At 57.7% G+C, this 13439-nt stretch carries 12 protein-coding genes and 1 tRNA gene; 3 read left to right on the top strand and 10 right to left on the bottom strand.

Features of this window, described 5'->3' with window-relative positions; all coding sequences use genetic code 11:
* Positions 1 to 9 precede the first annotated feature (9 nt).
* The 8 genes from BDE40_RS14185 to BDE40_RS14150 all read right to left on the bottom strand — a co-directional run bounded on the left by BDE40_RS14185 (position 10) and on the right by BDE40_RS14150 (position 8969).
* On the bottom strand, positions 10 to 702 hold the full coding sequence (locus tag BDE40_RS14185) for a phosphatidylserine decarboxylase (RefSeq protein ID WP_134015573.1): 693 nt from the start codon (positions 700 to 702) through the stop codon (positions 10 to 12).
* A 68-nt stretch (positions 703 to 770) separates the two neighbouring features.
* On the bottom strand, positions 771 to 1568 hold the full coding sequence (locus tag BDE40_RS14180; RefSeq protein WP_162848096.1) for a CDP-alcohol phosphatidyltransferase family protein: 798 nt from the start codon (positions 1566 to 1568) through the stop codon (positions 771 to 773).
* A gap of 281 nt (positions 1569 to 1849) precedes the next feature.
* On the bottom strand, positions 1850 to 3157 hold the full coding sequence (gene hisD, locus BDE40_RS14175; protein WP_134015569.1) for a histidinol dehydrogenase: 1308 nt from the start codon (positions 3155 to 3157) through the stop codon (positions 1850 to 1852).
* 117 nt (positions 3158 to 3274) lie between these two features.
* On the bottom strand, positions 3275 to 3868 hold the full coding sequence (locus tag BDE40_RS14170) for a hypothetical protein (protein WP_134015567.1): 594 nt from the start codon (positions 3866 to 3868) through the stop codon (positions 3275 to 3277).
* Positions 3865 to 5508: a hypothetical protein gene (locus BDE40_RS14165; protein ID WP_134015565.1), complete on the bottom strand. Its 1644-nt coding sequence runs from the start codon at positions 5506 to 5508 to the stop codon at positions 3865 to 3867. Before BDE40_RS14165 ends, BDE40_RS14170 begins: the two co-directional genes overlap by 4 nt.
* Positions 5505 to 6488: a membrane dipeptidase gene (locus BDE40_RS14160; RefSeq protein WP_134015563.1), complete on the bottom strand. Its 984-nt coding sequence runs from the start codon at positions 6486 to 6488 to the stop codon at positions 5505 to 5507. Before BDE40_RS14160 ends, BDE40_RS14165 begins: the two co-directional genes overlap by 4 nt.
* Before the next feature lie 60 nt (positions 6489 to 6548).
* Positions 6549 to 7991 (bottom strand): NAD-dependent succinate-semialdehyde dehydrogenase, encoded by a 1443-nt coding sequence (locus tag BDE40_RS14155; protein ID WP_134015561.1) that lies wholly within the window; start codon positions 7989 to 7991, stop codon positions 6549 to 6551.
* 6 nt (positions 7992 to 7997) lie between these two features.
* Positions 7998 to 8969 (bottom strand): aldose epimerase family protein, encoded by a 972-nt coding sequence (locus BDE40_RS14150; protein WP_134015559.1) that lies wholly within the window; start codon positions 8967 to 8969, stop codon positions 7998 to 8000.
* Between the two features lie 203 nt (positions 8970 to 9172).
* Between BDE40_RS14150 and BDE40_RS14145 the strand changes: the two genes are divergently transcribed.
* Both BDE40_RS14145 and BDE40_RS14140 read left to right on the top strand, forming a co-directional pair.
* Positions 9173 to 10081, top strand: coding sequence for a 2-dehydro-3-deoxygalactonokinase (locus BDE40_RS14145; RefSeq protein ID WP_134015557.1), 909 nt, complete (start codon positions 9173 to 9175; stop codon positions 10079 to 10081).
* Positions 10082 to 10133: 52 nt separating this feature from the next.
* Positions 10134 to 10991 (top strand): SMP-30/gluconolactonase/LRE family protein, encoded by an 858-nt coding sequence (locus BDE40_RS14140; RefSeq protein WP_342775032.1) that lies wholly within the window; start codon positions 10134 to 10136, stop codon positions 10989 to 10991.
* 47 nt (positions 10992 to 11038) lie between these two features.
* Here BDE40_RS14140 and BDE40_RS14135 read toward each other — a convergent pair.
* A tRNA-Met gene (locus BDE40_RS14135) sits at positions 11039 to 11115 on the bottom strand.
* 111 nt (positions 11116 to 11226) lie between these two features.
* On the opposite strand from BDE40_RS14135, the gene BDE40_RS14130 reads away from it, so the two are divergent.
* Positions 11227 to 12642 carry an FAD-binding oxidoreductase gene (locus tag BDE40_RS14130; protein ID WP_134015555.1) on the top strand — a complete coding sequence of 472 codons (1416 nt, stop codon included), beginning with the start codon at positions 11227 to 11229 and terminating at the stop codon, positions 12640 to 12642.
* Here BDE40_RS14130 and BDE40_RS14125 read toward each other — a convergent pair.
* Positions 12630 to 13331 (bottom strand): HAD family hydrolase, encoded by a 702-nt coding sequence (locus tag BDE40_RS14125; protein ID WP_073145095.1) that lies wholly within the window; start codon positions 13329 to 13331, stop codon positions 12630 to 12632. The two genes, BDE40_RS14130 and BDE40_RS14125, sit on opposite strands and share 13 nt — an antisense overlap.
* Positions 13332 to 13439: the final 108 nt, after the last annotated feature.

The following is a 13439-nucleotide window of genomic DNA, read 5'->3' as shown; positions in this document are numbered from 1 at the left end:
CTGTCAAAACTAAATATCGACGCTGTGCACCGCCTTCTGTTCAGCATGCAGGTCCGCCAGCGTCGTCTCGCCAGCAACAGCCGTGGTGCCGACCGAGACCGCTGGCAGGATGCCTTCGGGCAGATACACGTCCAGGCGGCTGCCAAAGCGGATAAGGCCAAAGACCTCACCCGCCTTCAGAGCGTCACCAGTTTTAACAAAACAAACAATGCGACGCGCCACCAACCCAGCAATCTGGACGACACCGATCCGGTGACCGTCAGGGGACTCGATGGCCAATCCGTTGCGCTCGTTGTGCTCGCTCGCCTTATCCAAAGAGGCGTTCACGAACTTGCCTTCGTGGTAAACAATCTGGGTGATCGTCCCATCCATCGGGGAGCGGTTCACGTGGCAGTTGAACACGTTCATGAACACCGACACGCGATAGACCGGAGCATCGCCAAGACCAAGTTCGGGAGGTGGGGCCAATTCTGAAATAAGCGAGACGACACCGTCCGCTGGCGACAGGATCAGGCCCGCGCGTTGCGGCACCGTGCGCACCGGATTGCGGAAGAAATAGTAGCACCAAACCGTAGCACCGAGACCCAGCCAGAAAAGGGGCTGCCAAATCAGACCAAGCAGCACAGCGATGCCAGCGAATATCGCGACAAACTTGCGGCCTTCCGGATGCATTGGCACCGCCACAATCTTAAGCATGTTCATAGGTATGTCCTGTCCATAACAAAGCTGGCACGCTCAGTGACAGCAAAGCTGTTGCAGGGCAAGTGCGCCTAGCCTTCAGCCAATCGGGTTTCGCGCTCTCGCATGTAGGAAACCGGCAGCGAGCCGAGATACATCAGGTTCGCAAAGATGAAGGTGTGCCACGGATATACCATCAAGCAGATCACCACGATTGCCGACCCAATCGCGATCATAGGCAAGTGATTCCGGCTCACCGACGCGTGCTTGATCGAGAATGTCGGGATCATGCTGACGGCCAGCAGCGCGATTGCGATCTCGTAGACGGCGATAATGTGCGAATGCGTGCCCAGATTGCTCCACCCCACGAGGCTCAGGAAAACGGGCATCAACGCCAGTGATGCCAACGCCGGTGCGGGAACGCCGGTAAAGTAATCCCGTTGCCCAGCTTTCGGAGGAACCGATAGCCCCACATTAAACCGTGCAAGGCGCAATGCGCAGCAAATCGCCAGAACAAGACAGCTCAGCCAGCCCAGATTCTGATACTCCGACGCGTGGTAAAATGCGTTGTAAATCAGCAATCCCGGCGCAATGCCGAAGTTGAAAAAGTCCGCGAGCGTGTCCAACTCCGCGCCGAAGGGGCTGGCGGTGTCCAGATATCGTGCGATTTTGCCATCGGCCGCATCCAGAAACACGGCAAGCATGATCAGATACAATGCTGCCGGAATATTGCCTTCGATGCTCATCCGTAGCGAGGTTAAGCCCGCGCAGATTGCAAACACCGTGACGAGACTCGGCACGATATGGCGCAACTTGATGCGACGCTCTTGCGCCAATGGTGCGACCGGAGTGTTTTTCTGCTCGCTTTTGTCTGTCTTGATGTCAGCCAAATTCTTAACCCTTACGGCTCTATGCTCAATTCCGTGCCTTGTCACACCGAGAGCGACAAGCCGCCCCCACCTTGCAATATGCAAATCACGGCCAAGGACCTTAGGTCTTTAGCACTTCGAGCAAACCCCGCCCAGTCCGGATTGAGGTAATCGACATGACACGCAATGGCAGCGTTCTAGGCTTCAACGGCGACCAATAAAAGGAACTGGCCGATCGGAACAGATAATTCGACAAGTATTGCCAATTATCCAATGCCGACCGGATCTTGGCTGAAACCAACCTACTCTATGCGTTCCTGGTACGCGACTTCGAAGCCCCAATCGTCTTTCTTGCCGAACTTCTGCAAGCGCCAATCACAGGCTCGCGCATGGGCGTCCATACCTTCGGTGCGCGACAGGCGAGAGGCAACCGAAGACATCATCGGATCCGCGTCAGTCTGGATTTCCTGCCAAGTCAGGATTTTCAGAAACTTCATCACGTTCAAGCCACCCGTATACCGCGCAGCCTGACGGGTTGGCAAAATGTGGTTCGTGCCAGAGCATTTGTCGCCATGGGTCACGGTGGACCCTTCGCCCAGAAACAACGACCCGTAATTGCGCAATCGCGTCTTCCACCACTCAAGGTCTTCGGCCTGCACCTGCAAATGCTCGCACGCGTATCTGTCCGACACCTCGGCCATTTGCTCGCGATCGTCGCAAATCACGATTTCCCCGTGATTGGCCCAAGCCTCCGCCGCGACCTCGCCTGTGGGCCAGTCTTTCGCGATGACCGGAAGGATACGGTTTACCGTTTCAGCCAGTTCGGACGAGGTCGTGAACAACCAAACGGGCGAGGTTGTGCCGTGCTCTGCCTGTGACAACAAATCAATTGCCACCGTCATCGGGTCAGCCGTCGCATCGGCAATAACGGCGCTTTCGGTGGGTCCTGCGAACAGGTCGATGCCAACGCCGCCAAACAGCTGCAACTTTGCCTCGGCCACAAACGCGTTGCCCGGGCCGACCAAAATATCGGCTGGTTTCGCACCGAACAGGCCCATCGCCATAGACGCAACGGCCTGTACACCTCCCATCTCCAGAATGAGGTCAGCGCCAGCAAGATCCATCGCATAGGCCACTGCGGGATCAATCGCATCGCCACGCGGAGGCGACGCCGCGACAACGAACGGAACACCAGCCGCGCGGGCCGTTGCAACGCTCATCAGCGCGGACGCCACGTGGGCATAGCGACCACCCGGCACGTAACAGCCAGCGCAATCCACAGGCACGCAGCGCTGGCCAAGGGTCACCCCCGGCTCGGTGTCGATCTGGAAATCCGTCAGGCTCTCGCGCTGCGCTTTGGCAAAGCGCTTGATCTGAGTGTGGGCGAACTGAATATCCTCCTTCGCCTGATCGGACACTTGGGCGATCAGCTTCGCCTTCTTCTCGTCCGATAGCGCGAAGTCCTGCGTCCAACCATCTAGTTCCTTGGCGTAGCCGCGCACAGCCTCTTCACCGTTCTCGCGGATGTTCGCGAGCATGCCTTCCACAATAGCGCGGGTCTTGCGATCCGAGTCCAGCTTGTCGACTTGCGGGGTCTTGAGATGCTTCATCGGAACGTCCTCACTGTTACAGCCTTGTGTAAAAGGCATGTTGTACGCGGGCGGATGGCGCAAATCATATTCGGGGTCTTGGCAGCACTTTCAGGAAACCCGAAGGTATGGTTTCTGCTAGTCGTTGTCTTGCAGCCCTGCCCCTGCACCAGACTGCCGAGACGCCTCGGAGAATGGCACGAAGGTCTTCGCCGCAAGTTCCTGCAACCGCGCTAACGGCAGCAGGGGAATCGGTTGAGGAGGGCCCAGTGGCTTTAACCCTTGCTTCGCTGTCGAGACCATAATCGTCCGCGCATCCGGTCGATCAATCGCCAGCGAAATACCGTACACCTGTTCTGTTCTTACCAAGACTGGCCAAAGCAGTTGTGGCCAGTCCAGATCGTGCAGCACCACGCGTTTTGCTCCGCAAACAAAAGCATCGGCCAGTGCTGGCCCCGCCATTGCGATACGCGCGTCGTCGATCACCATATGCTCCGCCGTACCTTCACAACGCACTGGGGCATGCGGACCTTCCAGCGCCGCCGCCGCCATCGCAAAAAGTTTCGGGTCGCTCATCAACAGCGCTGCCATGCCGGAGACGTCCTGAGAATGCCCCAACGGGAGCTTTGCCCCCAAACCCGCTTTCAGCAGCAACGCCTGCACTTCCGCGACAGAGCGTCGTTCTGCCGGATATTCCGGACCGTCATCCAGGAAAGCATCAATCCAACTCATTGCTTGAAAACCGGCACCCACCAATCATCCGCGTCGTCCAGCTCGTCATACAGCGGCGCACCCTGCGCCAGTGTAATGCGGGTCCACCTGTCCGATTTGGGATCGAATTTCGCCGCGCCAAAGAACGCCAGCTTGCAGCGCAGCATATCAATCGGTTTGCAGCGGTCGCAAATCAGGTTCTCGCGTATTTCGGCATAGGGGTATGTCGCCAACCGCTGGACCCGACACGCTGCGTTCCGATGTTGCGGAAACACCCGTAGGAATGCGGCCAGATCACCCGTAGCCCCAACCAGATCACGCGCCAAGCCCTGCATCTGTCGTGCAATATCCAGCGGGCTTTCCAGCTCGCAGCCGGGTTCCTCGTATCTGGACCCCAAGCGCGGTTCCTGCTTCTCCTCGCTGACATACCAAAACTGGGCTTCCTCTTGAGGGTTGCCGAAGTCGTATTCCAAAGCCCAAACGCAGTCGCGTTGAAGTGCCGTTCGCAAGTCAGCAACGTCGGTGCGCGGGTCAAGCGGTGCGCTGGCCGCGGCCCCCATACAATCCGTCAACCCGTCAACCAGATCGCCGAACGGCTCGATCACGAGCGACACAACCAGTTCCTGACACTCCAGCGTAAACACTTTGGACACACGAACCAGCTGATCCAGTGGTTTCGGCTGGTCCAATAACTCAGGCAACTGCGCCGCCAGATCCGCCCAATCCTGTCGAAGCTGCTCGATGCGCGCCTGCTGCGCGCTGTCGGGCACATCCCATTGGCTCAGGTGCTGTGTCGCGCGGGCGGCAAGCTGTTGAAGCCTCTCGCGTTGCGGCAGTGGTAGCATTGGCACAGCACGCACCCGCGCCAGAGCGGTCTCGCGCACCAACATCCAATTGTTCAGCAATTCCGGATGGGACACCAGGAAGGGTGCCATTCCAAGACCGGTAGAGTTTCCAATCCCCAAGTGCCGTTTCAACTCGCGGTCGAGTTCAGCACCGCCGACATGTTCCACAAGATCATGCGTGAAACCGCGGATCAGCCAAACCGTGAGCATTTCCGCGGCGAACGGACCTTCCAATCCGGGGCGGTCGGCAATTACATCCCTATCCGCTATCCCAAATTTGCCATTTCCATATACGGCTGTCGTGCGCATCAAATACCCGATGTCTCCGATCATCTCCGCGTTAGGCTGTCGGCCTTCGCGCAGCGCCTTGGTCACCTCGGCAAACAACCGCACCGACTTGTTTGCACGGCTCAGGACCAAGTCCCGTTCGGTGAACCGTCCGGCTTCCTGTTTCGGGGCGTTCTCCCTCAAGCGCTCGATTTCAGCGGCATCCGGCACACCATCATACAACACGAATGCCGCATCCCACGCTTGCGCAATGACGCGGTCCGTCCGTTGGTCCGCGTCCAGCTCGTTGGAAAACGCGATCAGGGAATAAACATGCCCGCCCAGCCTCAGCGAATAGACAGCATGACCGAACCCGTCCTTGTTGATCTGCCAAACCGGGCGAGTCACGACGGCCTGGTCAGCACTCAAGCGTCTGGTCAACGAGCGCAAAAAACTTAGCCGCGTGGGAAACATCGAGCCCATGCGCTCCAGTCGCATCACCTCGTCAGGGCTGCGGAGCGGCTCTTGTGGTGGCAGGGCTATTGTCATTCCTCACCTCCGAAGGATTGATCGTAAAACCGCAACCAGTTCTCCCCCATGATCGCGTCAACTTCGGGCTGGGAAAATCCCGTTGCGAGCAGTCCGGCACTGAGGTTCGGCATATCGCAATTGTCGACAAACCAATCCGGTTGAGGTGGGAAGCCCGCCTGATCGGCGGATCCCTCGCCGTAGTCCATTTGCTTGGACCACCGACCGTTGCGCATCCAAGTCACAATGCTGTCGGGTTGATCTTGGCACAGATCCGACCCGATCCCCAGATTTTCCACGCCGTAGCGCGTGGCGGCTTCGGCGATCATCTCGCAAAAGCTGTCGAGGGTGCAGTCTGTTCCATCTTTCAAGTGATGCGGATACATCGAAAACCCAAGCATCCCGCCGGACCCTGTCAGTGCTTTCAGCACCTCGTCCGACTTGTTGCGCAGCGCGTTATGCCACCATTTTGGATTGGCATGGGTGATCGCGATTGGTCGGCTGGAATGCTCTATCGCCTCAAGCGTCGAGCGGTCGCCGGAATGGCTCATATCAATTACCAAGCCCACGCGGTTCATCTCGTCCACCGCTTGCCGCCCGAAGCGGGTCAGTCCGGTGTCGTCGTCCTCATAGCACCCCGTCGCGAGCAGCGACTGGTTGTTGTAGGTCAGTTGCATGAACCGGATACCAAGCTGGTGCCAAACCTCGATCAGGCCGATATCATCTTCAATCGGAGACGGGTTTTGAAACCCGAAAAACACCGCCGTGCGACCCGCCTCGATGGCCTTGCGCACGCAATCCCCCGACGTGCCGCGCACGATCAGATCAGGATATTGCTCGAACCAACGGTTCCATTGCGAGACGTTCAAAACGGCCTCGCGGAAGCTCTCGTGATAGGCGATGGTGACATGGATGGCGTCGACGCCACCCATCCGAAGCTGGCGGAATGCGGTCTCGGACCAGTTCACATATTGCAGGTTGTCGATAACAGCTGGTTTCACACAAGCACCCTGCCAGAAAGTTAATCAAACGCAAGAAAAAGGGCGCCTAAGCGCCCCCGTTCAGAAATCGACTGCCGTGTATTTGACGTCCAGATAGTCGGCGAGTCCTTGGCTGCCACCCTCTTTCCCAAGGCCGCTTTCCTTCACCCCGCCGAACGGCGCTTCAACGGTGGTAATCAGGCCGGAGTTGATGCCGATCATACCGTATTGCAGCTTCTCGTTCAGCTTGAATATCCGCCCGACGTCGCGCGTATAAGCGTAAGAGGCCAAGCCGAACTCGGTATCATTGGCCCACGCAATCGCGTCGTCTTCGTCCGTGAAGCGGAAAACAGGCGCGAGTGGCCCGAAGATTTCTTCTTTGGCGAATTTCATGTCCTGTGTGGCGTCGGTCACAATTGTCGGCTCGAAGAAGCTATGCCCGTTTCCATGACGCGCGCCGCCGGTGACAATCTTGCCACCTTTGGCTGTCGCATCCGCGATGAATTCCTCGACCTTTTCGACCGCATCCATGTCGATCAATGGCCCTTGCTCAACGCCGTCTTCCCGACCATCGCCGACCTTCATTTTTTCGACGGCTGTTTTCAGCTTTGAGACGAACGCGTCATAGACCCCCGACTGCACATAGATGCGGTTCGCGCAGACACAGGTCTGGCCCGAGTTGCGGAACTTGGACACCATCGCACCTGTCACCGCCGCATCCACATCCGCGTCGTCGAACACCAGGAACGGAGCGTTCCCACCCAGCTCCATCGAGACCTTTTTCACCGTATCCGCCGACTGACGTATCAGCTCTTTGCCAACTTCGGTCGAGCCTGTGAAGGTCACCTTGCGCACGCGCGGGTCGTCCATGATCGCGCCGCCGATCTTGCGCGCGGACCCCGTCACGATATTGACGGAGCCCTTGGGATAGCCGGCTTCCTCGGCCAGCGCACCCCAGGCCAATCCGCTATACGGGGTCGCGGTTGCAGGTTTTGCCACCACCGTACATCCAACTGCCAGTGCCGGTGCAATCTTGCGCGCCAGCATCGAGGACGGGAAATTCCACGGCGTAATCATACCGACGACACCAATCGGGTGGTTGGTCACCAAAAAGCGCCGTCCATTCGTCGGCGCTGGAACGATTTCGCCCTTGGCGCGCCGGACCTCCTCCGCAAACCAGCGCACATATTGCGCGCCGATGCCGATTTCGCCCATGGCCTCGGCCAGTGGTTTACCCATCTCGACGGTCAGCAACTCGGCCAGCGTCTTCTGGTTGTCCATCAAAGCGTCGTGCAGCTTCCATAGCATTCCGACGCGCTCCATCAGAGCCATGCCAGCCAGCCCGTCAAACGCAGCTGCAGCGGCATCGATGGCGCGGCGAGTCTCCACGTCCCCGCACGCAGGCACAGTGCCGATAACCTCTCCCGTTGCAGGATTGGTCACATCGATGGTGTCACCGCTGTCTGCACCGATCCATTCACCACCGATGAAGTTGGCCTCTTTCATGTATTTCGTATAGCTCATAGCGGATTATCCCTTGGTAAATTTGAATTGCGTGTGTTGATTGTAAGTTTCTCCCGGACGCAGCACTGCGTTGGGAAACCCTTCGTGATTGATTGCGTCGGGCCAGATCTGCGGCTCCAGCGCGACGCCGGAATTGGCATCATAAACGCGGCCACCAAGCCCCGTCGGCTTCACCGACAACTTGAAGCCATCATATACTTGCAGCCCCGGCTCCGTCGAGCGCATCTCCATCGATACTCCCGACACAAGCGATCTCAGTGACCCGATGCGGCGAATTGTTTGCCGTTCATCAGACAGGCACAGGTTGTGGTCGATAAACATCTTGTCATGGATCGGTCGTTCAGTGCGAAAATCGTATCGCGTCCCCGACACATCGCGACTTTCTCCGGTCGGAATGAAGCCATCATCCACGACTGTCATGCGGTCGGCGTCAACTTGCATGACATGGTCGCGCGTATCTTGCCCACCATCCAAGTTCCAATAACTGTGATGCGCGAAATTGCACAAGGTCGGGGCATCTGTTTCGGCTTCGATCTTCACGTCGAAAATACCGCCCACCAAGCATGAGTAGGTGCATCGCGCCACCATGTTTCCCGGGTAGCCCATTTCGCCATCTGCCAGATCAATCCGCAGCGTTACACGGTCCGGCCCGACGTGTTCTACCGTCCAGTTGCGTTTTCCGACGCCCGCCGACCCGCCATGCAGATGGTGTTGGGCATTAAAGTTCCGGTCCACCTGAAACGGCTTTCCGTCGATCTCGAATGTGCCGTTTCCGATGCGATTGGCGCATCTTCCTGCGATCGCCCCGAAATAGGGGCTATCAGTCAGATAAGGCGCAAAGCTTTCGAACCCCAACACAAGCGGGGCTTCGTGCCCCTCCAGCCGCAAGTCCTGCAACACGGCACCATAGGACAGCACATCGGCCACAAGCCCACCGCCTGAAATCCGGTGCTTTAGTACCGCGCTGCCATCTGGCATTTCTCCAAAAATCAAAGCGTGACCCCGACAATCATTGTGGCTTCAGAGGCTGCGAAGACTGCCCCAGTACACACAACCTGACCAATCGCCAACCTGCAAGAACAGTTCTGATCTGGAATGATCAAATTCTGGCTAAGTATAACCACGCAGTTTGGTGTCGCTCGGGGCTTGGTCACAGGCAAGAGTGTGCTAGTAACCGCCACATGTCGAACCAACTCACATATCCCGACTGGATTGCAGTCGATTGGGGCACGTCCAACCTGCGGGTTTGGGCTATGGCTTCGGATGGTGAAGTTTTGGCTCGGAACGGGTCCGATCAAGGCATGTCAGACCTTGCGCCTGACGAATTTGAGGTCACGCTGCTGTCTCATATCGCGCCTTGGTTGGGGCGTGATACCACGCCGGTGATTGCGTGCGGCATGGTGGGGTCACGCCAAGGCTGGGCAGAAGCACCTTATCGCGCTGTTCCAACGACACCGCTCGGGCAATCACATGCCGTTATCTGCAAAGACAGCCGCATTGCCATGCATATCCTTCCCGGTCTCAAGCAAGAGCGCTCGGCAGATGTCATGCGAGGCGAGGAAACCCAGATTGCGGGCTACCTAGCTGATGCACCGGATTTTGACGGCATCCTGTGCCTTCCCGGAACGCACACAAAATGGGCGCATATCAGCGCGGGCGAGGTGGTCTCCTTCCAGACCTTCATGACCGGGGAGCTGTTCGATCTTCTGGGACGGGACTCCGTGTTGCGCCACTCCATCGGAGAAGGCGTCGCCCTTGATCAAGAGGCATTCGCAGGCGCTATCGCAGATACAATCAGCCGGCCGGAAGCCGTTGCAACCCAGTTGTTCAAAATTCGCGCTGTCGACCTTTTGCACGGGGCGGACCCTGCGATCTCACGCGCGCGCCTGTCTGGCATTTTGATGGGGTTGGAGTTGGCAGCGGCGCGGCCCTACTGGCTGGGTCAGCCAGTGGCGTTGATCGGGACCCCAGCGTTGAACACGCTCTATAAAAAGGCGCTCATGGCACAAGGGGTAGAGCCATCGGTACATGATGCGGACGCGACGACCCTCCGAGGGCTCACATCTGCCTATAATGAGCTCACGCGATAAACTTGAACGAGTAAGAAACCACGACCGCCCTGGTCGAAAAAAATGATGTGGTATGAGTATGAGTACAAAAGTCCACGATGAACGCGCCTGCATTTTGGGCGAAGGAGCTTTCTGGCATCCCGAACTAAACAAGCTTTTCTGGTGCGATATTATTGGGCGTCGGTTGCTATGTGACGACGGCGCCGAATGGATGTTCGACGAACATATCTCCGCCCTTGGCTGGATCAGTGAAACGCTGCTTTTTATTGCAAGCGAAACCGCCTTGTTCAGCTTCGATCTTGGCACGCATGTCAAAACGAAGCTTTGCGATCTGGAAGCCGACAATCCGGCCACCCGCTCGAATGACGGGCGTGCGGACCCACAAGGGGGCTTCTGGATCGGCACCATGGGCAAGCAGGCCGAACTGGAATCCGGCGCAATCTATCGCTTTTACAAAGGCGAATTGCGTCGTCTGTTCGCGCCGATCACCATTTCCAACGCCATTTGCTTTTCACCCGATGGCACCGTCGCGTATTTCACCGACACCTACTATTCCCGTGTTATGTGTGTCCCTCTGGATGCAAAAGGTTGGCCGCGCGCAGCACCAAAGCTGTTCCTTGACCTAAGTCAGGACGGGTTGAACCCCGACGGAGCCATAACCACTGCGGATGGCGATGTTCTTATCGCTTTGTGGGGGGCGGCCCGTGTCGCGCGATACAATAAATTCGGCGACTTCCAAGGCAGCTATGACATGCCCACAGACCACATCACCTGTCCCGCCTTGGGTGGTCCGGATATGGCCACCTTGTTTGCGACGTCTGCACAGCAGGGCTTGTCCGCGACAAAACGGCAGGCCCAGCCGGATGCAGGCAAAACGTTTTCGGTTGATACAGATTTACGCGGACTTCCCGCGCCTCGGATCATCCTTTAGCCGCAACAAAAAACCCGCGGAAGCATCCATGCATCCGCGGGCTTATTTGGTGGCGTTACCTGGACTTGAACCAGGGACCTAACGATTATGAGTCGTTCGCTCTAACCAACTGAGCTATAACGCCGCTGGGCGGGGGATATGAAAACGCGGCGACGGGGTCAAGCGGGAATCGATGGTTTGGGGCTTGCCAATACCGCCAGCGCAGAGGAACTTCGCACCGAAGACGGAGGAACCCATGACACTGCTGACCCAATTGCGCGAAATCGTAGGTGACACCCACGTTTTGACCGACGCCGAAACTGCGAAGTATGACCACGACTGGACAGGCAAATATCAGGCCACACCGATTGCCGTTGTGCGCCCTGTCTCCACCCAAGATGTCAGCGACATCGTCAAAATCTGCGCCGCAGCGAAAACTGCGATCGTTCCAGTGTCGGGCAACACGTCCCTTGCTGGCGGTACCTACGGCAAAGACGCCGTGATGATCTCTATGGAGCGCATGAACGATATCCGCGAAATCCGCCCCGATGCCCGTATCGCAATTGTTGGCGCGGGCGCCGTACTGTCTTCGATACACGATGCTGCCGACGCGCATGATCTCGTTTTTCCGCTGACTTTCGGTGCAAAAGGCTCCGCGATGATCGGCGGGGCGCTGAGCACCAATGCCGGCGGGTCCAACGTGGTGCGCTACGGCTCGACACGTGGGTTATGCCTTGGCCTGGAGGTCGTGTTGCCCGACGGCCAGATTATGAACCTGATGAGCGAGCTGCACAAAGATAACTCCGGCTATGATCTGAAAAACCTGATGATCGGCGCGGAAGGTACGCTTGGCCTCATCACCTCGGCCGTTTTGAAACTGTTCCCGAAACCACGGGCATACGCCACCGCAATGGTCGCCGTTCCCGCCTTTCCAGACGCGCTTAGACTGCTCAACGACCTACAAGCCGCCACCGGTGGTCTTGTCGAGGCCTTCGAGTACATGGATGCGTTGTATATCGCCGACCACCTGACCATGTTCCCCAAAGCCCGCGCGCCGTTTGAGGACAAGCACGACATCAACATCATGGTCGAGGTCGGCGCCACCGCTCCGAACATGACTGACCTGCAACCCGACGGCACGATCCCGCTTGTCACGTTGTTAGAAGGCACTTTAGGGCAAATGATGGAAGACGGTCGTGTCGTCGATGCCGTCGTCGCCCAAAACGACGCCCAACGGCGCGAGATGTGGGAGCGGCGCGAAGCAGCGGGCGAGGTCATGTTGCTGCGAAAAACGATGATCAACAACGACATCTGCGTGCCGGTAGACAAGGTCGACGACTTCTTTGAACACATCGACGCGCGGCTCGCAGAACTGGACCCGAAGGCATTGCATTCTTCTGTCAGCCACCTCGGTGACGGCAACATTCACTTCCTGCTGTTCCCGACAAAGGACGACGCCCAGCATATCGACATACTGACTGAAGCTGTCGAAGACGTTGTGTTGTCTCTGGGCGGCAGTTTCTCGGCGGAGCACGGGATCGGGTTGACCAAGAAACCGTCCATGGCACGGCGCAAAGACAAGGTGGCGTTGGCGGTCATGCGGTCAGTGAAGGCCGCAATCGACCCCGACAACATCATGAACCCCGGAAAGGTTTTGCCTCAGACCAACTGAGCGACCAGCGCTTCAAGCTCGCCCAAATCCTTCATCACCCGAAATCTCGGGTGATCCACCGGTGCCTCCGCCCTCTCCACTTCCCACTCGAACTTCGCAGGAACGTGTATGCCCCAACCGCCCGCCTCAATCGCGGGCACCACGTCTGATTTCATCGAATTGCCCACCATGATCGCGCGGTCGGGCCCATGCCCGTGGCGCATAAACGCGCGGATATAGGTCTCTGGTGTTTTATCGGCGACAATCTCTACGGCGTCGAACATCTCGCCCAGCCCCGACTGGGCGAGCTTTCTCTCCTGATCTAACAAGTCGCCCTTGGTGATCAGAACCAGCCGGAAGTCTTGCCCAAGCGCCTCCACGACCTCACGCGCATGGGGCAACAGGTGAACGGGGTGGCTGAGCATCTCCTGTCCGGCTTCAATAATCGTCTGGATCACTGACACCGGAACCTTTTGATCCGTGACCTCAATTGCGGTTTCGATCATCGAAAGCATGAACCCCTTGATGCCAAAGCCGTATTGGCCAAGGTTCTTCCGCTCGGACCGCAACAGCCGTTCAGCCAGATGATCCGGGTCGGCATAATCGCGCAACAGGTCGTAAAACACGTCTTGAGTCAGCCGGAAGAACTCCTCGTTCTGCCAAAGCGTGTCGTCCGCATCAAAACCGATCGTCGTAATCTTTTGACTCATTTGGCGTTTTGCCCCCTTTTCTGGACTTATATGCCTCTTATATAGTAGGCCTCGCCAACCGAAAGATTGTCGCCGCAAGGGAAAGCCAAAAGTGACCCCGATTGAGAT

This window comes from Litoreibacter halocynthiae (assembly GCF_004365635.1).
GTDB classification, from domain to species: domain Bacteria; phylum Pseudomonadota; class Alphaproteobacteria; order Rhodobacterales; family Rhodobacteraceae; genus Litoreibacter; species Litoreibacter halocynthiae.
Note: the sequence above shows the minus strand (reverse complement) of the source record. Positions and strands in the feature narration are given on the sequence as shown.